Source organism: Paraburkholderia sediminicola (assembly GCF_046026675.1).
In the GTDB taxonomy this organism is placed as follows: domain Bacteria; phylum Pseudomonadota; class Gammaproteobacteria; order Burkholderiales; family Burkholderiaceae; genus Paraburkholderia; species Paraburkholderia sediminicola_F.
Genome location: NZ_JAQQEY010000002.1, coordinates 3,195,037 through 3,216,341, shown reverse-complemented (window position 1 = coordinate 3,216,341; position 21,305 = coordinate 3,195,037). Strand labels below are relative to the sequence as shown.

20 protein-coding genes are annotated in these 21,305 nt (G+C 60.7%); 16 read left to right on the top strand and 4 right to left on the bottom strand.

Translation table 11 applies throughout. The features are described from left to right. Positions 1 to 181: 181 nt before the first annotated feature. The 3 genes from PQQ86_RS34095 to PQQ86_RS34085 all read right to left on the bottom strand — a co-directional run bounded on the left by PQQ86_RS34095 (position 182) and on the right by PQQ86_RS34085 (position 3,123). The gene (locus PQQ86_RS34095; RefSeq protein ID WP_097394205.1) at positions 182 to 739 is read right to left on the bottom strand and encodes a helix-turn-helix domain-containing protein; all 558 of its coding nucleotides are present in this window, start codon (positions 737 to 739) and stop codon (positions 182 to 184) included. A gap of 15 nt (positions 740 to 754) precedes the next feature. Continuing rightward, positions 755 to 2,044, bottom strand: a complete 1,290-nt coding sequence (locus PQQ86_RS34090; protein WP_408277311.1) for an NAD(P)/FAD-dependent oxidoreductase — start codon at positions 2,042 to 2,044, stop codon at positions 755 to 757. 167 nt (positions 2,045 to 2,211) lie between these two features. Further along, complete coding sequence (locus tag PQQ86_RS34085; RefSeq protein ID WP_200564915.1) at positions 2,212 to 3,123, bottom strand: sterol desaturase family protein; 912 nt, start codon at positions 3,121 to 3,123, stop codon at positions 2,212 to 2,214. Between the two features lie 133 nt (positions 3,124 to 3,256). Between PQQ86_RS34085 and PQQ86_RS34080 the strand changes: the two genes are divergently transcribed. The 8 genes from PQQ86_RS34080 to PQQ86_RS34045 all read left to right on the top strand — a co-directional run bounded on the left by PQQ86_RS34080 (position 3,257) and on the right by PQQ86_RS34045 (position 11,871). Further along, the gene (locus PQQ86_RS34080; protein WP_408277307.1) at positions 3,257 to 3,766 is read left to right on the top strand and encodes a DUF1993 domain-containing protein; all 510 of its coding nucleotides are present in this window, start codon (positions 3,257 to 3,259) and stop codon (positions 3,764 to 3,766) included. A 263-nt stretch (positions 3,767 to 4,029) separates the two neighbouring features. Beyond that, entirely contained in the window at positions 4,030 to 5,199 is a 1,170-nt protein-coding gene (gene ampC / locus PQQ86_RS34075) for a class C beta-lactamase (protein WP_408277304.1), read from the top strand. 49 nt (positions 5,200 to 5,248) lie between these two features. After that, positions 5,249 to 5,731: a cupin domain-containing protein gene (locus PQQ86_RS34070; protein WP_408277301.1), complete on the top strand. Its 483-nt coding sequence runs from the start codon at positions 5,249 to 5,251 to the stop codon at positions 5,729 to 5,731. A gap of 142 nt (positions 5,732 to 5,873) precedes the next feature. After that, the gene (locus tag PQQ86_RS34065) at positions 5,874 to 6,515 is read left to right on the top strand and encodes a DsbA family oxidoreductase (protein WP_408277298.1); all 642 of its coding nucleotides are present in this window, start codon (positions 5,874 to 5,876) and stop codon (positions 6,513 to 6,515) included. Between the two features lie 285 nt (positions 6,516 to 6,800). Beyond that, on the top strand, positions 6,801 to 8,312 hold the full coding sequence (locus PQQ86_RS34060; RefSeq protein WP_408277295.1) for a sugar ABC transporter ATP-binding protein: 1,512 nt from the start codon (positions 6,801 to 6,803) through the stop codon (positions 8,310 to 8,312). A gap of 24 nt (positions 8,313 to 8,336) precedes the next feature. Continuing rightward, positions 8,337 to 9,362 carry an ABC transporter permease gene (locus PQQ86_RS34055; protein WP_408277292.1) on the top strand — a complete coding sequence of 342 codons (1,026 nt, stop codon included), beginning with the start codon at positions 8,337 to 8,339 and terminating at the stop codon, positions 9,360 to 9,362. Between the two features lie 97 nt (positions 9,363 to 9,459). After that, positions 9,460 to 10,401 (top strand): ABC transporter substrate-binding protein, encoded by a 942-nt coding sequence (locus tag PQQ86_RS34050; RefSeq protein ID WP_408196849.1) that lies wholly within the window; start codon positions 9,460 to 9,462, stop codon positions 10,399 to 10,401. A 171-nt stretch (positions 10,402 to 10,572) separates the two neighbouring features. Next, positions 10,573 to 11,871 carry an L-fuconate dehydratase gene (locus tag PQQ86_RS34045; RefSeq protein ID WP_408277289.1) on the top strand — a complete coding sequence of 433 codons (1,299 nt, stop codon included), beginning with the start codon at positions 10,573 to 10,575 and terminating at the stop codon, positions 11,869 to 11,871. A gap of 33 nt (positions 11,872 to 11,904) precedes the next feature. Here PQQ86_RS34045 and PQQ86_RS34040 read toward each other — a convergent pair whose 3' ends face one another. After that, the gene (locus tag PQQ86_RS34040; RefSeq protein ID WP_408277286.1) at positions 11,905 to 12,819 is read right to left on the bottom strand and encodes a LysR family transcriptional regulator; all 915 of its coding nucleotides are present in this window, start codon (positions 12,817 to 12,819) and stop codon (positions 11,905 to 11,907) included. 160 nt (positions 12,820 to 12,979) lie between these two features. Between PQQ86_RS34040 and PQQ86_RS34035 the strand changes: the two genes are divergently transcribed. The 8 genes from PQQ86_RS34035 to PQQ86_RS34000 all read left to right on the top strand — a co-directional run bounded on the left by PQQ86_RS34035 (position 12,980) and on the right by PQQ86_RS34000 (position 21,270). Beyond that, positions 12,980 to 13,318 (top strand): DUF4148 domain-containing protein, encoded by a 339-nt coding sequence (locus PQQ86_RS34035; protein WP_408277283.1) that lies wholly within the window; start codon positions 12,980 to 12,982, stop codon positions 13,316 to 13,318. Positions 13,319 to 13,360: 42 nt separating this feature from the next. Then, complete coding sequence (locus tag PQQ86_RS34030) at positions 13,361 to 14,239, top strand: NmrA family NAD(P)-binding protein (RefSeq protein ID WP_408277280.1); 879 nt, start codon at positions 13,361 to 13,363, stop codon at positions 14,237 to 14,239. A gap of 92 nt (positions 14,240 to 14,331) precedes the next feature. Next, positions 14,332 to 15,354 carry an aldo/keto reductase gene (locus tag PQQ86_RS34025; protein WP_408277277.1) on the top strand — a complete coding sequence of 341 codons (1,023 nt, stop codon included), beginning with the start codon at positions 14,332 to 14,334 and terminating at the stop codon, positions 15,352 to 15,354. 308 nt (positions 15,355 to 15,662) lie between these two features. Beyond that, entirely contained in the window at positions 15,663 to 16,559 is an 897-nt protein-coding gene (locus tag PQQ86_RS34020) for a nitrilase family protein (protein WP_408277275.1), read from the top strand. A 65-nt stretch (positions 16,560 to 16,624) separates the two neighbouring features. Beyond that, on the top strand, positions 16,625 to 17,791 hold the full coding sequence (locus tag PQQ86_RS34015) for a substrate-binding protein (RefSeq protein WP_408277272.1): 1,167 nt from the start codon (positions 16,625 to 16,627) through the stop codon (positions 17,789 to 17,791). Positions 17,792 to 17,877: 86 nt separating this feature from the next. Beyond that, complete coding sequence (locus PQQ86_RS34010) at positions 17,878 to 18,711, top strand: branched-chain amino acid ABC transporter permease (RefSeq protein ID WP_097394188.1); 834 nt, start codon at positions 17,878 to 17,880, stop codon at positions 18,709 to 18,711. Then, positions 18,704 to 20,566 carry an ABC transporter permease subunit gene (locus PQQ86_RS34005; RefSeq protein ID WP_408277268.1) on the top strand — a complete coding sequence of 621 codons (1,863 nt, stop codon included), beginning with the start codon at positions 18,704 to 18,706 and terminating at the stop codon, positions 20,564 to 20,566. The genes PQQ86_RS34010 and PQQ86_RS34005 overlap by 8 nt, the downstream gene beginning before the upstream one ends. After that, a complete protein-coding gene (locus tag PQQ86_RS34000; protein WP_200658110.1) occupies positions 20,563 to 21,270 on the top strand; it encodes a branched-chain amino acid ABC transporter ATP-binding protein in 708 nt (235 codons plus the stop codon). Before PQQ86_RS34005 ends, PQQ86_RS34000 begins: the two co-directional genes overlap by 4 nt. Positions 21,271 to 21,305: the final 35 nt, after the last annotated feature.

The following is a 21,305-nucleotide window of genomic DNA, read 5'->3' as shown; positions in this document are numbered from 1 at the left end:
TTGTTGTCCTTCTCACGCAAAAATGACGCGATGATTGAGCTTTAGTTAAAAGCTGTCGTGGGAAACGTAGGCAAGTCGACGACATAACAGAACTGAACGCGATAATCACAACGCCGTCCATTAGTCATCCGAATTGACACTCAGCGCAGCGTTCGCTGCTGCGTCACGTACTGCCTGAACCCTAGGTGAACACCCAAAGTACTCGCGTAGGTTCGTCGGAAAGATTGGCGTAGCGGAACCGGGCGTGCGCGGGCACCTGGAAGCCGTCGTTAGGGCCGAGCGTAGCCGGTTGCGCTTCGTCGTCCAGCCAGATGGTCAATTCGCCTTCGAGGACGAAGCCGCCTTGCTCGTCACTGTCATTCAACGGTTTGTCGCCGCTGCTGGCGCCCGGCGCCAGGTGGCTTTCCAGCATCGAAAAACCCGCTGACATGTTCGGCGACACCAGCACGTCAGTCACGCCTTCGGCGTAATACAGCGTGCGGCGTTCATCCGGGCGGGTCACCCAAGGCAGCGCACGCGGCTTGCTCAGGCTATAAAAATAGGTGGTGGGCACGCCGAGGGCCTCGCCGATGGCGGTCAGATCGCCCACGGTCGGACGCGAGAGGCCGCGCTCGATCTGGGAAAGGAAACCCACCGAGCGGCCGATCTTTTCCGCCAACGCGCCCAACGTCACCTTCTTATGCTTGCGCAGGTCCCGAATCAGTATCGCGAGACCTTCAATTTCTTCCTGCTTGTTCATCTTTTGCCTCTTCTCTCAGACTCTGTCGCGCAGACGATACCAGGTCTTGCCAATGACCTCCAGCGGCGCGGCCAGTAGCGTACCGCCGGGAAAAGGCGGATTGTCGATGGCCCGGTACAGGTCGAGCAGTTCGTCGTCACCGAGGATAGCGTCGGCGACCGCCCGGCCGGCGGCGAGCGTGGGCAGCACGCCGTGCCCCGAAAAACCTTGCAACCAGTAGCGCTCACCTTGTCGGCCGATATCCGGTGTGCGTTTCATGCTGATGTCGATATGCCCGCCCCACGCAAACTCGAATTCCACTCCGCGCAGTTGCGGGAATGCGCGCTCCAGATAAGGCCGGGTAGCCGCCGCAATATCCTTTGGAATACCGCCCGCGTACGTGCAGCCGCCGCCGAATAGCAGGCGGTTGTCAGGACTTAAGCGGAAGTAGTCGGGGACGAACTGGTTGTCGATCACGCAGCTATTGCGTGGCAGTAGCGAGCGGGCCACCTCCGGCTGCAGCGGCGACGTGGCCACCTGATAGGTGCCAACAGGCAGCATGCGCCTGGAAAGTTTACGGTCGAGGCGGTCGATATAGGCGTTGCAGGCGAGTACCAGCACGTCCGCCCGCACCTCGCCTTTATCGGTGCGCGCGACATAGCCGCCCTGCGTCTCGCGGTAGTCCAGCACCTGGCTCTGCTCGAAGATGCGTCCACCGGCCTGTTCGATCGCCGCGGCCAGGCCCTGGGCCAGTTTCAGCGGATTCAGATGGCCCGCCTCGGAATCGTAGAGTGCCGCCTGATAGCGTTCGCTTGCAATCCATTGAGGCATTTCCTCGCGAGGGATGAAGCGCATCTTGTCGTAGCCCCACTTTTCTTCGGCTTCCCGTTGGGCCTGTTCGAGGAGCGCGGTGCGGCGCGGCAGTACCGCGGCCCACAGACTTCCCGCACGGTAGTCCGCATCGAAGCCATGTCGCGCCGGCAGCTCACGTATCTCTCCGGCGGCCCAACGCATGCTGTCCCACAGTCGACGGGCACGCTCCAGACCCAACGCTGCCTCCAGTGGAGGCATGTCGCAGGACCAGCCGAGCAGGGCCTGGCCGCCGTTGCGCCCTGACGCTGCCCAGGCCACCCGGCTGGCTTCGAGCACCGTGACACGCTTGCCCGCGAGGGCCAGACGCAGCGCTGTGTGCAAGCCACTGAAACCCGCGCCGATGATCAGCACTTCCGTGTCGAGACGCTCTTCCAGAGCCGGCCGCAGAGGAATCGGGGCAGGATAGGTGCGTGCGTAGTAGCTCGCGACGTGCTCGGCAGACTGGTCGAACATAGTGACTCTCGTGAAAAATGCCAATGTAAATTTCATGAAAAAATATCATTCATTTTTCACGAACGCAAGCGCACGTCAAAATGCCGACGTTCTTTTCATCGATCAACCTGAGGGGAAACGCACACCGGGCATCGGGCATCAGGCCGAGTTCCGGCAATGTGAGACTGCTATTGTTGTTCCGCCCCGAAGGCGTGTGGATCCGCACGGCGTCTTAGATCTTCGGTCGTTTCCCCGGTGTTATCGGGCCGCCAGCCCGGTGGCTTGGCGACATAGCCCCACGCCTCGCCGATGGAGCGCGCGGCCAGCAGGTCGCGCCACAGCGCGCGCCAATGATCGAACTCGATGGTCAGCAGGTTGTAGGTCGTCATCGGCCGGACCAGACCGTAGCGACACGGTACGTCGCGCCGTTCCGCGATGTAGGTCCCAAACAGCCGATCGAACACGATCAGCACGCCGCCATAGTTTCCATCGAGGTATTCGATGTTGGACGCGTGATGCACGCGGTGTGCTGAAGGCGTGTTCAGAATCCATTCCAGCGGTCCGAGGCGGGGAATCCATGTTGCGTGCAGCCAGAACTGGTAAAGCAAGTTGAGCGAAAGCAGCACCATCACAATCTGCGGCGGCATGCCGACTAGCGGCGCGAGCATGAAGAACAGCAAGGAACCCGTAAGACGGCCAGTCCAGCCGAAACGGTATGCGGCGGACAGATTGAGTTGGTTGGGTGAATGGTGAATCGCGTGGGTGCACCAGAACCAGCGCGTGCGGTGGGCTGCCCGGTGGTACCAGTAGTAGCAGAACTCCTGGCCGACGAAGCACGCCAGCCAGGCGCTCCAATGGTTCATCGGTAGCGTCCAGAGCCTGTGCCGCCAGAACCAGTTCATGGCGTCGCTCCAGAATACGAGCGGGAGCAACCAGCGCAACGGATACTCACGCACGAGATAGTCGACCACCGAGACACTGGCCGCCCGCCAGTCGTAGCGGCGCCAGCCGTGGCGGACAGAAAGCACTAGCGCCTCGACCAATGAAGAGGCGAGGACGATGACGATAGCGAATTTGAGTATCGTGAGCAACGCAGCCATGACCGGACCATCCCTGTCGTGATGCCAGCTTGCGTGATTCTACGCGGCTTGGTGGTAACCTTCCCCCCGCCTATTCAACCGGCCGGCGCGGCATCTTCCGCGCCGGCATCCAACATCGACCGAAAGAGTAATCATGACCAGTTCCATCTACAGCGCATCCGTCCCCGTCTTCAAGCAAATGCTGACTGCATTGTCCGAGGTGCTGAAGAAAGCCGAAGCGCATGCCACCGAAAGGAACATCGAACCGAACGCATTGCTGCAGGCGCGCCTGTTCCCGGATATGTTTCCTCTGGTGCGTCAGGTGCAGATCGCCGCGGATTTCACCAAGGGCGTCAGTTCGCGCCTGGCCGGCATAGAAGTGCCGTCGTGGCCCGACACTGAAGTGACGTTTGCCGACTTGCAAGTGCTTATCGCCAAAGCATTGGCCCACCTTGGCACGCTCGACGCCGCCCAGTTCGAGGGTAGCGAGAACAAGGAAATCGTCCTGCGCCCGGGCACGCCGAAAGAGAAGAAGCTGGTCGGCAGCACCTATTTGCAGAACTACGGTCTGCCCCAGTTTTTCTTCCACGTCACGACGGCCTACGCGATTCTGCGCCACAACGGCGTTGAAATCGGCAAGCGCGACTATATGGGATCGTACTGATCGTCGGCGCACGGGCAGGGCGGTCGTTTCATGCGTACTTGCTGTCCCGCCCGCATGCTCCTGTCCGATGGCTCGGTTCCATGCGTAGGCGGTGAATGACGGGTAAGCCGTGGAGGGATATCGCGTGCCACGCGAAAGATTTTCTTTCGCTACGGACAAGATATCGTCGATAGTCGATGAGTCTGTGAGCACGCATACTCCTTCCCCGGCAGACCCGCTTCAACGCCCGCCACCCACCTACGCAAAACCGACCGATCAGGGACATGAATCTGAGAACCATAAGCCTCATCGCAGCAACCTTCTTCGCGTGCGCTGTCACAACCGTTGGCCATGCGGCCGACGATCAGCAAAACAGAATCAGACGGACGGTGGACCGCGCCATACAACCGGTCATGGCGAGCGATGGCATTGCCGGCATGGCGGTTGGCATCATCGACGGTGACAGGCATTACGTCTTCAACTACGGCCTCGCGTCGACGAAAACCAGAGCGCCGATTACCTCCGACACCTTGTTCGAACTCGGTTCTGTCAGTAAGACATTGACGGCGACGCTCGCGTCCTATGCGCAGGTGAGCGGTTATCTGTCCCTGTCGGATCAGACGAGCAAATACCTCCCGTCCCTGCGAAATAGCGAGTTCGGCGAAGTCAGCCTTCTCAATCTGGGCACGCACACGCCTGGTGGGCTCCCATTGCAGGTGCCGGACTCCATTCGCAACGACGATCAGTTGATGCAGTATTTCAAGCAGTGGCAGCCCACCTATGCGCCTGGAACCCATCGAACTTATGCCAATCCCGGCATCGGCGCGCTCGGCCTGATTACGGCGAAGAGTATGGGGCAGGATTTCAGCGCGCTGATGGAAAATCGTCTGTTTCCCGCGCTTGACATGAAGCGTAGCTACATCAACGTTCCTGCGGGGAAGTTGAACGACTACGCTCAGGGCTACACGAAAGACGGTGCACCGATCAGAGTGGCGCCTGGGGTGCTGTCCGCCGAAGCCTACGGTGTGAAGACCACGGCTGCCGACATGGTTCGCTTCGTGGAAGTCAACATGAATCTGATCCAGTTGGACCCGAAGCTCCAACGCGCGATCACGGACACCCACACCGGATACTTCAAGGCAGGGGGCATGACCCAGGACCTGATATGGGAACAATATCCGTATCCCGTCAAACTGCAGACGCTTCTGGACGGAAACTCGTCGGCGATGATCTTCAACGCAACGCCAGTCACTGAAATCGTGCCGCCGCAGTCCCCTCGTGAAGACGTCTGGATCAACAAAACCGGCTCGACCAACGGCTTCGGCGCGTACGTCGCATTCATTCCGCAGAAGCGGTTGGGGATCGTCATCCTTGCGAACAAGAACTTCCCCATTGATGAACGGGTGACTGCTGCGTACCGGATTCTCACGTCGCTGGCCAACGACGAACAATGAGTGTACAAGCCGCTATCATCGACCGTAGTCCCCCCAAGGAGAACAACCGATGAGCCGACCCGATTTCATCAAACACTGGACTGAGCTGGAAGAACCGGATGCGCATTCCTATCGCGGCGATACCGAGAAAATGGCGCTCGACGCGCCACTTTCCGCCGCACTCGGCATTACGCGCATTGGCATTCATCACGTGAGGCTCCTGCCCGGCCGGCGCACGTCGTATCCGCACGCCGAAAGTACCGAGCAGGAATTTGTGTACGTGCTCGAAGGCAAGCCCGATGTCTGGATCGATGGCGTACTTCATCCGATTGCTGAAGGCGATTCCGTCGCGTTTCCGTCAGGCACTGGCGTCTGTCACACGTTCATCAACAATACGAAAGACGAAGTCAGGCTGATGGTGATCGGCGAACGTCCGCGCGACGACAACCGCATCCGTTATCCGCTCAATGAAGCGCACGAACGTACCCGCGCGGACCGCTGGGTGGACTGGCCCACCAGGCCACTCGGGGATCACAACGGAATGCCAGACTGAGGGTCACGCCGCGGATGGCCGCTTCGGCTTACATCGGGAGCGCGGTCCTGCAAAAATTGGCGATTCAGGCTAGGCTACCCTGTGGGCCGCTTTTCGTCGCGCCGAAGCGGCCGCGCCACAGGTTATTTCAGTCAGGAAAGCAATGAAACAACAGCTAACAATCGATTTTGTCTCCGATATCGCATGCCCGTGGTGTGCCATCGGCCTGTCGTCGCTCGAGCTTGCACTGTCGCGCCTGGGCGATACGGTCGACGCTCAAGTCGCCGTGCATCCCTTCGAGCTGAATCCGGAGATGGGGCCGGACGGCGAGGCCATTGTCGATTATCTCGGCAAGAAATACGGACGCACGCCCGAGCAGATCGCGGAAACCCAGGCCATGATCCGCGAGCGCGGGGCGAGCGTTGGTTTTGCCTTCGGCCCGCGTACGCACGTCTATAACACCTTCGATGCGCACCGCCTGCTGCATTGGGCCGGTATCGAAGGCAAGCAGTTGCCGCTCAAACTGGCGCTGCTGCGGGCCTATCACGCCGAGGGCAAAGACCCGAGCAATCACGAAGTCCTGGTTGAAGCAGCTCAGTCCGTGGGGCTCGACGCCGCGCAAGCAGCTGAAGTACTGCGCAGCGGAATCTACGCTGACGACGTTCGTGCGGAAGAACGGGAATACCAGGCGAAGGGTATCCAGTCCGTGCCGGCGATCATCTTCAACGGTCGCTATCTGGTGAGCGGCGGACAACCCGTGGAAACCTTCGAGCAAGTCATCCAGCAGATTCTCGCCGAAGCGTAGGGATAGAGGCCGGCAACCCGGCCTGAATTAAATAGCAAATAGTGGGAAACAAGCGTGAGATGCGCTTGCGCATGATATTAGGGAATGCCTAATTGAGCCGCTGCTGTCCAACAGCGTAAAATCGTGGCACATCGGTTTTGGGGCACCAGGCATGCGTCTGGCTTCTCGTTACGATTTCAGCCGCGATACCCGGCAACGCCCGGCGCAGCGGCTTCCCGCGCTTTCTCGACCCGCTCCCCGAATTGAGGCCAGCGGCGGTCGCGGAATTGTCGATCAATCCGCGCCATGACCCCGCTCATTTCCGTCACAAGGCTCAACAAGCGCTTTCCCGGCGTGCGGGCGCTTCACGAAGTCCAGTTCGAACTCATGGCGGGTGAAGTCCACGCGCTGATGGGCGAGAACGGCGCCGGCAAGTCGACGCTGATGAAAATCCTCGCCGGCGTCTACACCCGGGATACGGGCGACATCCTCTATGACGGTCAGCCGGTCGAGTTCACGAGTCCGCGCGAGGCGCAGGCCCTGGGCATCGGCATCATTCATCAGGAACTCCAGCTGATGAATCACCTGACCGTCGCCCAGAACATGTTCATCGGCCGCGAGCCGCGTGGGCGCCTCGGTCTGTTCCTCGACGAAGACAAGCTCAATGCGCAGGCGCGCGACATTCTTGCCCGCATGCATGTGAATATCGACCCGCGCGCGGTGGTCAGCACGCTCACGGTCGCGAAGCAGCAGATGGTCGAAATCGCCAAGGCGTTGTCCTTCGACTCGCGCGTGCTGATCATGGACGAGCCGACCTCGGCGCTCAACGACGCCGAGATCGCCGAGCTCTTCCGCATCATCCGCGAGCTGAAGAGCCGGGGCGTGGGTATCGTCTATATCTCCCACAAGATGGACGAGCTGAAGCAGATTGCCGACCGCGTCACCGTGTTGCGTGACGGGGAATATGTGGCTACCGTCACCGCGAAAGACACCAGCGTCGACGCGATCATCGGCATGATGGTCGGGCGCACCTTGACCGACGTCGGGCCTTCTGAGAACGTGACAGGTACAGGTGAGGTCGCACTCGAAGTCAACAAACTGAATGCCGGCCCGCTTGTCAGAGACGTCAGTTTTACGCTGCGCAAAGGCGAGATATTGGGCTTTGCCGGCTTGATGGGCGCCGGCCGCACCGAGGTCGCGCGAGCGGTGTTCGGCGCCGATCCGATCGAATCGGGCGAAATTATCGTGAAAGGCGTGAAGGCGACGATCAGGAATCCGAGCGATGCAGTGGCGCGCGGCATCGGTTATCTCTCGGAAGACCGCAAGCGCTTCGGTCTTGCGACCGGCATGAACGTCGAGTCGAACATCGTTATGTCCAACCTGCGCAAATTCCTCTCGCTCAACTTTTTCTTGCGGCGCGCCGAGATTCGCCGGACAGCCACCCATTTCATCAATCTGCTCGCCATTCGTACGCCCTCCGCGACGCAGGAGGTGCGGCTTCTCTCGGGCGGCAATCAGCAGAAAATCGTCGTTGCGAAATGGCTCGAGCGCGACTGCGACGTGCTTTTCTTCGACGAGCCGACGCGCGGCATCGACGTCGGCGCCAAGAGCGAAATTTACAAACTCCTGCGCTCGCTTGCCGGAGAAGGCAAGGCGATCGTAATGATCTCGTCGGAACTGCCGGAGATCTTGCGCATGAGCGACCGCATCGTCGTGATGTGCGAGGGCCGCATTACCGGCGAACTTTCAGCCACGGAGGCGACGCAGGAGCGCATCATGCAACTGGCGACGCAGCGCGAAACCTTAAAAGCGGCGTGAGCCCGAAGAGGAGAGATCCAGTTTATGACACAGCCATCGGATACTTCGACGCTCGCTACCGAGGGACGGTTGTCCGGCCTCAGAGCCCGCGTCTTCACGCCGACTGCTCTGCAAAAGCTGCTCGCCTTCGGGAGCCTGATCCTGCTGCTGGTCTTTTTCAGCTTCGCGTCCCCTGCGTTCATGCAGATGGACAACATGCTCGGAATTCTGCAGGCGACGGCCGTCAACGGCGTGCTGGCGATTGCCTGCACGTTCGTCATCATCACCGGCGGCATCGATTTGTCCGTCGGCACCTTGATGACCTTCACGGCGGTCATTTGTGGCGTGTTTCTGACCTATTGGCATTTGCCGATGTGGATCGGCGTCGTGGCTGCGATTGGAACGGGCGCAATCTGCGGGACCATTTCGGGCACCCTCACGGCGAAAATGAAAATACCGCCGTTCATTGCCACCTTAGGCATGATGCTGCTGCTGAAAGGCCTGTCGCTCGTCGTCTCGGCTGATAAGCCGATCTATTTCACGGACACCGAAAACTTCTACATGATCTCTCAGGATTCGCTGATCGGTTCTTTCCTGCCGAGCCTGCCGGTTCCGAACGCGGTCCTGATCCTGTTTTTCCTTGCTGTAGTGAGTTCGATCACGCTCAATCGCACGGCGCTCGGCCGGTACACGTTTGCGCTCGGCAGCAACGAAGAAGCCGTGCGACTTTCCGGCGTGAATGTCGACCGGTGGAAGATCGCCATTTACGGCCTGGCCGGGGCAATTTGCGGCATCGCCGGGTTGCTGATCGCCTCGCGCCTCAATTCTGCCCAGCCGGCGCTGGGCCAAGGTTACGAACTTGAAGCGATCGCCGCCGTGGTCATTGGCGGGACCTCGCTCAGTGGCGGTTCGGGCACGATTCTGGGAACGATCATCGGTGCGTTCATCATGAGCGTGCTGACCAACGGCCTGCGCATCATGTCCGTCGCACAGGAATGGCAGATCGTGGTGACCGGCCTCATCATCATTCTCGCGGTTTATGCCGATATTTTGCGGCGCAAGAAAAGCTGACGAAGGTGGACGCTACGCGAAACAGGATCAAGAAAAGGGAGCGCCCAAGGCTCCCCGCACGGCTGAAGGTTGATGGCCAACTTAGGAGGAGAACCCCATGTTGAAAAGAAGACTAATCGGTGTCGTGGTCGGCGTTGGCGCGCTCATTGGCGGGACGAGTGTGACGTACGCGCAAGACACCTACATCCCGCTCATCTCGAAGGGCTTCCAGCACCAGTTCTGGCAAGCGGTCAAATCCGGCGCGGAACAGTCGGCCAAGGAGCACAACGTCAGGATCACCTTCGAGGGTCCGGAAACCGAGGCCATGGTCGATAAGCAGATCGACATGCTCTCGGCGGCGCTCGCCAAGAAGCCCCAGGCGCTCGGTATCGCCGCGCTCGATAGCAAGGCAGCCATTCCACTGCTGAAGCGGGCGCAGGCCGCCAAAATACCCGTGATCGCCTTCGACTCGGGCGTCGACAGTGACATTCCGTTGACGACGTGTGCGACCGACAATATTGCCGCGGCCGCGCTCGCCGCCGACAAGATGGCCGAGGCGATCGGCAATGCCGGGGAGGTCGGTCTGGTGGTGCATGACCAGACCAGCCGCACCGGCATCGATCGTCGCGATGGCTTCCTGAACGAGATGAAAGCGAAGCACCCAAACATCAAGATCGTCTCAGTCCAGTATGGCGGCGGCGATCACTTGAAGTCGGCGGAAATCGCCAAGACGATGATCCAGGCCAACCCCAATCTCAAGGGCATTTTCGGGGCGAATGAAGGATCGGCGGAAGGTGCCGCGATCGGCGTCAAGGAATCAGGCAAGAAGCTCGTTCTGATTGGCTATGACTCCGGCAAGGAGCAGAAGGACGACATCAATTCGGGCTTGATGGCCGGCGCCATTACGCAGAACCCGGTCGGTATCGGCAAATGCGTCGTCGACTCCGCGGTGAAGGCGTTGAAGGGCGAGAAGCTTCCCAAGAAAGTCGACACGGGCTTCTACTGGTACGACAAGAGCAATATGAGCGATCCGAAGATCGCCGCTGTGCTCTACGATTGACCGGCGCCGCTTGAGGCGAAGAGAGAGGAGGGGGCGCGACGCTCCCTTTTCTTTTCTCGCCTTGGCTCGCGTCCGCCTTGAGCGAAGGTGGCTGCAAAGAGGTGAGGCGTGCACGCACGGCCTCTTTGCTTATAAGCAGAAGACGATAGCTGTCGCAAAGGAGGGGTTCAGATGCCCACGATCACCAGGCTGTCCGTCCGGGACATTCGGTTCCCGACCTCGCGTTCACTCGACGGCTCCGATGCGATGAACGCCGCACCGGATTACTCCGCCACCTATGTGACGCTCGAAACCGATTCGCCGACGGGACTCACAGGTCACGGCCTAACCTTCACCATCGGCCGCGGCAATGAGATCTGCGTGAGTGCGGTAAAGGCGCTTGCCCCGCTGGTCGTCGGTAGAACGCTCGAGGATATCGCAGCGAACATGGGCGCCTTCTGGCGCGCGCTGACGTCGGACAGCCAGTTGCGCTGGATCGGTCCGGACAAGGGCGCCATTCATCTGGCGACGGCGGCGGTCGTGAACGCGGCCTGGGACCTGTGGGCCAAAGCGGAAGGCAAGCCGGTGTGGAAACTGCTCGTCGACATGAGCCCCGAAGAACTCGTGCGATGCCTCGACTTCCGTTATGTGACCGATGCGATCACGCCGCAGGAAGCCATCGCCATGCTGCACCGTCATGCAAAGACAAGAGGTGAGCGCGAAAAGGACATGCTGGCGCACGGCTATCCGGCCTACACGACGTCGGCTGGCTGGCTCGGTTACGACGACGACAAGATTCGCCGGCTCGCGCGTGAAGGCGTCGCGCAGGGCTGGACGCACTTCAAGCAGAAGGTGGGCGGCAATATTGAAGAAGATATGCGCCGGGCCCGCATCCTGCGCGAAGAAATCGGCGAAAACCTGAAGCTGATGATGGACGCAAATCAGGTGTGGGACGTCGACGAAGCGGTCGCGAACATGCGGCGCCTGGCGGAATTCGATCCCTGGTGGATCGAGGAACCCACGAGTCCTGACGACATTCTCGGCCACGCGGCTATCCGCCAGCGGATTCGGCCCATTGGTGTCGCGACGGGCGAGCACTGTCATAACCGGGTGATGTTCAAGCAGTTGCTGCAGGCGCAGGCAATCGACTTCTGTCAGGTTGATAGCTGCCGCCTCGGTGGTCTGAACGAGGTGATCATCGTCTTGTTGATGGCGGCGAAATTCGGTGTGCCCGTGTGTCCGCATGCGGGTGGTGTGGGCTTGTGCGAGTACGTCCAGCACATTTCGCTGTTCGACTATATTTGCGTGTCGGCGTCGCTGGAAAACCGGGTGCTCGAATACGTGGATCATTTGCATGAGCATTTTGTTGATCCTGTCGTGATTCGAAACGGCCGGTATATGCCGCCGCAACGTGCCGGCTATAGCATTGAAATGCTTGCGACGTCGCTCGATGAATATGACTTTCCTGAGGGGCCGGCCTGGCGGGTTTGAAGCGACACGTGCAGGACCCTCTGCGGCCATTGGCTAACTCGCACTCGCCAGAGCGACGATGAAGTCGAGAAACACCCTTGTCTTGGCCGGCGTGTGGTGCCGCGATGGATGGTACGCATAGATTGGGAAGCGCTCATCCGGCCAGTCCGGAAACAGGTTGACGAGCCTTCCCTCCCGAATCAGAGGTTCCGCTCCGATCAGAAGCATCTGCGCGATGCCGGAGCCGGCCAGGCACGCGTTGAGGAGTGCGCTTGGATCGTTCACCGTAAGTCGTCCATTGGTTTCGACAACCAGCTTTTTGCGCTTGCGATGAAACTCCCACGGATACGGCTTTCCGGTTTCCGGGTTCCGGAATTCGAGGCACCGGTGCGCTCCGCGACCTAGCTCTTGAGGCTCCGCTGGCCGTCCCCGGCGAGCGAGGTACGAGGGTGCTGCGACGGTGACAACAGCGGTGTCCAGAAGCTTTCGCGCAATCAGACTGGATGAGCGAGGTTCGCCAAATCGCAAAGCCAGATCGAAGCCGTCCACGATGAGGTCGCCAAGCTGATCTCTCGCAATGAACTCGAGTTCAAGTTCAGGATGCGCATCCATGAATTCGTCGAGCTTCGGGCCCAGAACGATTCGCAAAAAAGCGGGGTCAAGATTGATTCGCAGCTTCCCGCGTACTGTCGCGGTGCCGCCTGAAGCGGCCGCCGCCGCTTCCTCCATTCCCCTTAAGTGCGGCATGACCTGCTCGTAGAACCGTCGGCCCTCTTCAGTGAGGGAAACGGCGCGGGTCGTCCGATTGAAGAGCCGTATTTTCAGCCGCTTTTCGAGCCGGGCGATTGCCCGGCTAACTCCGGGTGGCGACATACCCATCGCTTCGGATGCGGCTGCGAACGTCCCCGCATCGACGACGGCCGCAAATACGCTGATACCGCTAGAGAGATTCTCGCTGGACGATCTCATTGGCGCTCCCCGCACAGTGCTTCAAAAATCGCACTATGACGCATTAGTAACTATCAGTCACTTCACAAGTGCTATTCATGTCATTTAGTTTCTCATCGCGTTTACCCACAATGCATCCCAACGGTCCGTTTCGACCGCAACGATCCAAAGGAGCATTGCCATGAATACCCGTTATCTCGCAGTTGCTATCGCCGCCGCCATCGCCTTCCCTGTCGCTGGATACGCCCAGGAATCCTCGACCGTCACGCGTGCGCAGGTGCGCGCAGAGCTCGTTCAACTGGAAAGCGTGGGCTACCAGCCCAGCCGCGCCAACGATCCGCATTACCCCACCGACATTCAGGCAGCCGAAGCAGCCGTGGCCTCGCAGAAGGGCGCTGAGTCGAACGTCGCCAGCGGCCTGGGCGGTGTGCGCAGCGGTTCGTCCGATTCGGGCAACCGCGTCTCCGTTGAGGCGGCCGGCGAGGAGGCACCGTTCAAATCGCTTTACGCACATCGCTGATCGGCGCTCGGGATACCTCTATTTACGCAAGGAGAAACTGCAATGTATGCAATCACAGGGATAACAGGAAAGGTCGGCGGTGCGGTGGCGCGCACGTTGCTCGCCGCAGGCCAGCCGGTTCGCGCGGTTGTACGCGATGCGGCTCGGGCACGTTCGTGGGCCGAGCGCGGGTGTGAAGTGGTGACAGCCGACATGGACGACGAAACATCGCTCGCCGCCGCTTTCGAGGGCACGCAAGGCGTCTTCATCCTGCCGCCGTCCGATTTCGATCCGTCGCCGGGCTTTCCCGAGGCACGTGCGGTCATTGACGCTGTGCGCGGGGCGCTTCAGTCCGGGGCGCCTGGCAAGGTGGTCTGCCTGTCGACGATCGGCGCGCAAGCCACCGAGATCAATCTGCTCACGCAACGTACGCTGATGGAGCAGGCGCTTCAGGATTTGCCGATGCCGGTGACATTCCTGCGTCCCGGATGGTTCATGGAAAACGCCGCGTGGGACGTGGCGCCGGCCCGCGAAATAGGGGTGATCCCCAGCTTTCTGCAACCGCTCGACAAGGCGGTGCCGATGGTCGCGACCGCGGACGTGGGGCGCGTCGCCGCGCAACTGCTTCAACAAACCTGGCGCGGCGTGCGTGTTGTCGAGCTGGAGGGGCCGCAACGTGTGAGCCCGAACGATCTGGCCGCGGCATTTGCCCAGGTGCTCGGTCGTCCGGTTCGTGCTGAGGTGGTGTTGCGCGAAACATGGGGCGAGCTGTTCCGGTCCCAGGGGACGACGGACCCGTTGCCGCGCATGCGCATGCTGGACGGGTTCAATGAAGGGTTCATCGCCTTCGAAAGCGATGAAGCGGACATCGTCAAGGGCGAGGTGGAACTGGACGCCGTTCTGCGAGGCCTCGTTTTGCAGGCGAGCGGGCAGGCGGGCTAACGCGGATACACCCGGTGATGTGTGCAGGATGCCGCGTCGCCGGGTGCTTTCCGTTCATCGTTCATCAAGGGATTCATATCAAGGGATTCGCTATGGAATACAGCACACCCGGCAGGTCAGGCCTGCGTATTTCCCGTCTTTGTCTTGGCGCCATGACCTTTGGTGCCGGTACCGGAATCTGGGGCGAAATTGCCGGCCTCGACCTCGCCCAGGCCACGCGGCTCGTCACGATGGCCGTCGAGCGCGGCATCAACCTGATCGATACGGCTGACGCCTACTCGCAAGGACATTCTGAAACGGTCGTCGGTCAGGTATTGGCTGACCTCGGGCTCGACGAATCGCGCATGCTGGTCGCGACCAAAGTTCGGTTGCGCACAGGAGCCGGCCACAACGACGTCGGACTCGGCCGCTCGCACATCATGCGCTCGGTGGAAATGAGCCTTAGGCGTATCGGCCGGGATCATATCGACCTCTTTCAGTTGCACGACCGTGACGCGCTCGTGCCGCTCGAAGAAACACTTCGCGCGCTGGACGATCTTGTCACGCAGGGGAAGGTGAGGCACATCGGCGTGTGCAATTTCAGCGCGGGCGATCTGGAGCGTGCGCAGGGAATTACCAACTGTACGCATGGGGCCCGCATTGTCAGCAATCAGGTTCACTATGCGCTGACGAGCCGCGACGTCGAGTATGAAATCGCGCCCGTGGCAAAGGCGAATGATGTTGCGCTACTGGTGTGGAGTCCGCTCGCGGGCGGGCACCTGAGCGGTAAGTACACGCAGGGAAGCAGCGGCGAAACCGGGCGTCGAACCGCGCTCAATTTTCCGCCGATCGATCCCGCGAAGGCGGATCCTGTTGTGCACGTATTGCGCGACGTCGCTACGGAATTGAACGCGTCGCCGGCTCAGGTGGCATTGGCCTGGATTCTGGCGCGCCGTGAAGTCTGTTCCGTCATCATAGGTGCGCGCACGACCGACCAACTGACGGCTAACCTCGATGCTGAGCACATTGCGTTGAGCGCAGCGCAGACCGAACGTCTGAATCAGGTTTCGCAGCCGCACTTGCCTTATCCGTACTGGATGCAGCAGTTCCATGACAAGGATCGCGTGGTGGTCTGATTGTTTGACCAGCGACCATCCCGTCACGCCATCTTCAACAGCACGTGTGTCGATGTCCGCCGCATTGTTCAGTGGCAGCCGTACGATTTAGGTTTTGAACTGACCCGAGACACGTCCCCAAGGAATTACCCTGGACGTAGCCAAACCTCTTGACATCCTGAATTTGGCTTCATAAATTCGCTTCGACTGAGCCGCCATTGTTTCCGGCGGCTCCACGGCAACGATGCCGTGCTACATATGAAAGGCTATGCAGCCCCCGAACTTGCGTCCAACGCTGGTTCGGGGGCTTTTTGCTTTTGGGAGAACAAATGATGACGTTGCAGTACAACCCCGCGGAACGTGGCGTCGAAGACCTGGTGGTCGCATGCGTTCAGATGGAACCTCATGTCGGCAGGAAGCACGACAACGTGGCGCAATGCATCCGGCACATCGAAGCCGCTGCGAATCACGGTGCGTCTCTGGTGGTGTTGCCGGAGTTGGCCAATAGTGGCTACGTGTTCAACGATCGCGACGAGGCGTTCGCGCTGGCCGAACCGCTGCCGGAAGGGGAAACCGCGCAATTGCTTGCTGAAACGGCGCAGCGCCTTGGCGTCCATGTCGTGATGGGTATTGCCGAGCGGGCGGGCAAGCAACTCTACAACTCAGCGATCCTTTCTGGCCCGGCGGGTCACGTCGGCGTCTATCGCAAGCTGCATCTCTGGAACAACGAACATCGCTTCTTCGAACCGGGCGATCGTGGCGTTCCGGTGTTCGACACGCCGCTGGGACGAATCGCCATCGCCATCTGCTACGACGGCTGGTTTCCCGAAACATACCGGCTTGCCGCGATGCAAGGTGCCGACATCGTTTGCGTGCCGACCAACTGGGTGCCGATGCCGGCGCAACCGGACGATCGCCCCGCCATGGCCACGACGCTCACCATGGCGGCCGCGCACAGCAACGGCGTGGTGATCGCATGTGCAAACCGCATCGGCATGGAGCGTGGTCAACCGTTCGTCGGCCAGAGCCTGATTGTGGGCGGCAACGGATGGCCGGTCGCGGGGCCGGCCAGTGTCGATCGCGAAGAAATCCTTTACGCCGCAATCGATCTGACGCGCACCCGTTCGGAACGCACGCTGAACGCCTTCAATCACGTGCTGCGCGATCGGCGCGCGGACGTGTACGACCCGATGCTGGGCACCGGCTGGCCGTCTTCACGCGCATGAGGCATCCGATGGCACGCCCGTACGAAACACAAGAATTTCATTCGACCACTGTGAGGAAAAAATCCATGACTCCGTTCAATAGACAAATCCTTGGCGCCGCCGCGGCGCTCGTCGCGGCCTGCACCTCCATGAGTGCGCTCGCCGCAGATCCGATCAGGATCGGCGTAGCGGTGGGGCTCTCTGGCGCCAATAGTGTGGTCGCGCCGGCCGTCGTGCAGTCGTCGCAACTCGCTGTCGACGAAATCAACGCAGCAGGCGGGATCATGGGCCGCCAGGTGCAGCTTGACATCACCGACGACGCATCCGGTGCAGTCGGCGCGCAGAAAGCGTATGACACGCTCGTGTTCCAGAAGAACGTCGACGCGATCATCTCCATGGAAACGAGCGCCGCGCGTAACGCGGCGCTGCCGATTGTGGCGCGCGGCAAGAAGCCGTTCGTGTACACGTCGTTTTATGAGGGCCGTTCGTGCAGTCCGTGGATGTATGTCAACGGCTGGGTGCCTGAGCAGCAGGTCGCGCCGGTGGTCGATTACTTCGCGAAGAGCAAGGGCGCCAAGACCTTCTATCTGGTCGGCAACGACTACGTTTTTGGCCGCGGTATGCTTGGATTCACCAGAAAATACATCGAGGAGCACGGCGGCAAGGTAGTCGGCGAGGAGTACTTGCCTATCGACGGCACCGACTGGACACCGATTCTTTCCAAGATCCGCTCGGCCCATCCTGATGCGTTGATCAGCGCGACGGCCGGCGGCGCGCCTAACGTGTCGCTTGCCAAACAGTTGAAGGGTTCTGGCATGACGCTGCCTTATGGCAACCTGGCGATCGACGAAGGCACGGCGAAGAGTATGGGCGACGTTGCCACGGGCATGTATATGTCGGGCTCCTACCTGACGGGCATCGATACGCCGGGCAACAAGAAATTTCTCGCGGCCATGGACAAGAAATTCGGCAAGGATCTAAAGACGCCGAACGAGTTGTCCGAGCCGCAGTATGAAGCCTTCTTCCTGTACAAGGCCGCGGTCGAAAAAGCGGGCTCAACCGATGCTGACAAGGTGATCAAGGCGCTGAGTCAGGTGTCGTTCGATGGACCACGCGGACCGGTGGCCATGAACAGGAGCCGGCACACGCCTCTCGCCATGCGCCTTGGTCAGATAGAGGCAGACGGTTCTATCAGGATCTTGCAGACCTTCCCGAACGTGGATCCGGGCGCGCAGTGCCCGAATATCAAGTAGACGTAACTGGAAATACAGCATCCGCCTGAGGCACATTCGCAGACGACCCACAGGCGACGCGCAGGCGGATGCGACTGGAGAAGACAATGGTTCTGGCACTCGATATTTTCACAACCGCGGCGGTGCTGTTTATCGTGACCGCCGGGTTAATGGTGATTTTCGGCGTGATGAAAATCGTCAATTTCGCCCACGGTGCGCTGCTGACAATAGGCGCATACGCGAGTTTCGTCGTGACGCAACTCAAGCTGAGTCCGTGGCTCGGGCTGCCGCTCGCGGTCGTGGTGGGTACCGTCGTGGGCATGCTCGTCGAGCAGGTGATCGTGCGCCCGCTCTACAAGCGTCCGCTCGACGCGATCCTTGCTACCTGGGGTCTCGGAATCGTGATTGGCCAGCTCATCGTGATGGCCTTCGGCCGCGAGGCGCAGTTCGTGGAGACGCCGCTCAAAGGAGCCGTCACCATCGGTGGGACCGATTACTCGGCCTATCGTTTGCTGCTGATTCCGATTGCACTCGGCCTGTGCATTCTCATGACCGCGCTTCTCACGGGAACGCGCTTCGGCATCAAGACGCGCGCGGTGATCATGAACGAGGATCTGGCGCGAGGGCTCGGCATTCATTCCGGCCGCATTCGTTTCATCACCTTCAGTCTGGGCGCAGCGCTCGGTTCGCTCGCCGGCACGCTCATCACGCCGCTATCGAGCGTCGACCCCGACATGGGACTGCCGTGGCTGGTGAGCGCGTTCATGCTGGTCATGGTTTCAGGACATTCGATGCTCAGTCTGCTGGTGACGTGCCTCGTATTCGGCGCTTGCCAGGTGCTGGTCAGCACGTTCGTCAGTCCGGTGCTGGGCGGATTGACCATCGCCGTGCTGGCGGCGCTCACGCTGCGCATTCGTCCGAAGGGGTTCTCTCATGGCTAAAGTCGACGCGTCGCCCCATCGAGCCGGTGATCAAGCTGCGCAAGGCGATAAGCGGGCACGCAACGGGCGAACGATTCACCGACGCGGTCTGCTCGTGGCCGGCGGCCTGGCTGTCGTGCTGCTGGCCGCGGGTCCGCTTGTCTTCGGCTCGTATCTGCTCAACGTCCTCATTCAGGCCTTCTTCTTCTCGATCGTGGCCGTGACCGTGGATATTCTGTGGGGGTACACCGGGTATCTGACGTTCGGGCAATCGGCGTTCTTCGGTCTGGGCGCCTATGCCGCGGGCCTCGTCTTTACGCACGGCGGTTTTTCAGCGGGTTACGTGGTGCTGGCACTGGGGGCGGCTATCGCGGTGACCGCGGCCGTGGCCGCATTGCTCGGCTGGCTGTCGTTCTATCGCGGCGCGTCGCCGTTCTTCGCGACGGTGATGTCGCTCGTATTGCCGATCGTTCTCAGTCAGGTGCTGCTCTCCGGCGGCGCGTGGACCGGCTCGAGTTCGGGACTCACCGGCTACGAGACCTTCGATCTTTCGCTGCAGGCCTGGTACTGGCTCGCCGGTGCGGCGCTGCTGGCTGTTGCATCGATCGCGTGGCTATTCGTGCGGAGCGACGGCGGCCGCGTGCTGGCTGCTATCCGCGACAACGAATCACGCTGTGCGTATCTCGGCATCAATACGTCGCTCGTCAAGATCGTCTTGCTGGTTGCAACCGCGGCCATCGCCGGCCTCGCCGGATTCGGCTACGGATCGTTTAGCGGCGTGGTCGCGCCTGAGCTGGCCGGGTTTGTCCTCGGCACCCAACTGATTATCTGGGTCGCGCTCGGCGGTCGGGGAACGTTGTGGGGGCCGGTGATCGGCGCGCTTCTGATCAATGTCGGAACCGCCTATCTCAGCGGCAGCATGCCATTCGCGTGGCAACTGATTCTGGGCGCCGCGTTCGTCGCCGTGATCGTGCTGTTGCCGCAAGGTTTGGTGCCGCTATTGCTCAAGCCATTGCGCCATCTGGCGGGTCACGGCGCCGAACCGGAGCTGGTTGAGCGCGACGTCGGCGCAATTCATCAACGGGAGCTGTCAGTGCCCGCGCTGCAGATGACCGGCGTCGCCAAACATTACGGCAGTCTGAAAGTGCTGCAAGGCATCGATCTGAACGCCGATGGCGGTGAACTGGTTGGCCTGATCGGTCCGAACGGTGCCGGTAAAACGACGCTTATGCGCTGCATGAGCGACGGCGCCGAACGTTCTGCCGGCACGGTCACGCTGTGTGGCAACGATGTCCGGCAATTGCCGCCGGACCGCTGCGTGCATTTCGGCTTGGGGCGCAAGTTCCAGAACGCGAATATCTTCGAGACGCTTACTGTTGCGGAGTGCCTGAGAATCGCGGGCACCATCATCGAACGGCCATCGCTCCTGCGACGCTCCACGACGCTTGCGCTGCCGCCCTATGCGCTGGAGGTGCTGCGTACCACTCATCTCGATCAGAGGCTGGGCGCCGTGGCGAAGGATCTTTCGCATGGGCAACAGCAGGCGTTGGAACTGGCGATGGTGCTCGCACTGGAGCCGCGTATCGTACTGCTCGACGAACCCACGGCAGGGTTGACCAAAACGGAGCGCACGCAAATCGGCAATGTGCTCGCCGCGTTGGCTCACCAGTATCGGCTTTGTTGTCTGCTGGTGGAACACGACCTCGACTTCGTGGCCGGGATTGCCACACGCATCGTGGTCCTGCATCAGGGGCGCATCGTGATGCAAGGCAACTTCGACGAAGTCGTCAACTCTGAGCTGGTCAGAACGATTTATGCCGGGACTGCGCAAAGCGCCGCAGCCGGCGAAAACGTCGGACAACGGGAGGCGTCATGAGCCAGATTGCGCTGGAGTTGCAGGACGTGACGAGCGGATACAAGGCTTCTGTCGTGCTGCGCAAGCTGTCGATGACCGTTGCCGACGGCGAGGCCGTCGCGCTGCTCGGCAAGAACGGCATGGGCAAGACGACGGTGCTGAAGACAATCATGGGCTATCTGCCGAAGAAAGCCGGCGCCATCCGTGCACGCGGGCAAGACATCACGCGCATGGCGCCTCACCAGATCGCGCGAGAGGGCATTGCTTACGCACCTCAGGAGCATGCATTGTTTCAGGACCTCACTATTCGTGACAATCTGCGTCTTGGGCTCGAGAAGGCGTCAGCGTTCGACGAACGCTTTGCCGCGATCGAGCCCGTGTTCCCGGTATTCGCAAGTCGCCTGAAGCAGTTGGCGGGCACGCTTTCCGGCGGCGAACAGAAGATGCTGCTGGTAGCGCGTGCGCTCATGATGCGTCCTTCGCTCATTCTGCTCGACGAGATTACCGAAGGGTTGCAACCGTCCGTGATCGACCGTCTCGCCGACGCATTGCTATGGGAACGCAGCCAGCACGGCACGACGCTGCTGCTGGTAGAGCAGAATGTTCCCTTTGCGCTGAAGGTTGCCGACCGCTACGCGGTACTCAAGCAAGGCGAAATCCTCGAGCATGGCAACGCGAAAGATGAAGCAGCGGTAGGATCGATCTTCGAACACCTGCGTGTGTAAGCAACATTCAGAACGACCATGACGAAAGGCGGCAC

Coding starts and splice junctions, on each gene's coding strand:
- PQQ86_RS34015 (WP_408277272.1), top strand. CDS start 16,625: ATGACTCCGTTCAATAGACAAATCCTTGGCGCCGCCGCGGCGCTCGTC.
- PQQ86_RS34025 (WP_408277277.1), top strand. CDS start 14,332: ATGGAATACAGCACACCCGGCAGGTCAGGCCTGCGTATTTCCCGTCTT.
- PQQ86_RS34060 (WP_408277295.1), top strand. CDS start 6,801: ATGACCCCGCTCATTTCCGTCACAAGGCTCAACAAGCGCTTTCCCGGC.
- PQQ86_RS34000 (WP_200658110.1), top strand. CDS start 20,563: ATGAGCCAGATTGCGCTGGAGTTGCAGGACGTGACGAGCGGATACAAG.
- PQQ86_RS34050 (WP_408196849.1), top strand. CDS start 9,460: ATGTTGAAAAGAAGACTAATCGGTGTCGTGGTCGGCGTTGGCGCGCTC.
- PQQ86_RS34030 (WP_408277280.1), top strand. CDS start 13,361: ATGTATGCAATCACAGGGATAACAGGAAAGGTCGGCGGTGCGGTGGCG.
- PQQ86_RS34020 (WP_408277275.1), top strand. CDS start 15,663: ATGATGACGTTGCAGTACAACCCCGCGGAACGTGGCGTCGAAGACCTG.
- PQQ86_RS34085 (WP_200564915.1), bottom strand. CDS start 3,123: ATGGCTGCGTTGCTCACGATACTCAAATTCGCTATCGTCATCGTCCTC.
- PQQ86_RS34055 (WP_408277292.1), top strand. CDS start 8,337: ATGACACAGCCATCGGATACTTCGACGCTCGCTACCGAGGGACGGTTG.
- PQQ86_RS34045 (WP_408277289.1), top strand. CDS start 10,573: ATGCCCACGATCACCAGGCTGTCCGTCCGGGACATTCGGTTCCCGACC.
- PQQ86_RS34065 (WP_408277298.1), top strand. CDS start 5,874: ATGAAACAACAGCTAACAATCGATTTTGTCTCCGATATCGCATGCCCG.
- PQQ86_RS34010 (WP_097394188.1), top strand. CDS start 17,878: ATGGTTCTGGCACTCGATATTTTCACAACCGCGGCGGTGCTGTTTATC.
- ampC (WP_408277304.1), top strand. CDS start 4,030: ATGAATCTGAGAACCATAAGCCTCATCGCAGCAACCTTCTTCGCGTGC.
- PQQ86_RS34080 (WP_408277307.1), top strand. CDS start 3,257: ATGACCAGTTCCATCTACAGCGCATCCGTCCCCGTCTTCAAGCAAATG.
- PQQ86_RS34035 (WP_408277283.1), top strand. CDS start 12,980: ATGAATACCCGTTATCTCGCAGTTGCTATCGCCGCCGCCATCGCCTTC.
- PQQ86_RS34005 (WP_408277268.1), top strand. CDS start 18,704: ATGGCTAAAGTCGACGCGTCGCCCCATCGAGCCGGTGATCAAGCTGCG.
- PQQ86_RS34090 (WP_408277311.1), bottom strand. CDS start 2,044: ATGTTCGACCAGTCTGCCGAGCACGTCGCGAGCTACTACGCACGCACC.
- PQQ86_RS34040 (WP_408277286.1), bottom strand. CDS start 12,819: ATGAGATCGTCCAGCGAGAATCTCTCTAGCGGTATCAGCGTATTTGCG.
- PQQ86_RS34070 (WP_408277301.1), top strand. CDS start 5,249: ATGAGCCGACCCGATTTCATCAAACACTGGACTGAGCTGGAAGAACCG.
- PQQ86_RS34095 (WP_097394205.1), bottom strand. CDS start 739: ATGAACAAGCAGGAAGAAATTGAAGGTCTCGCGATACTGATTCGGGAC.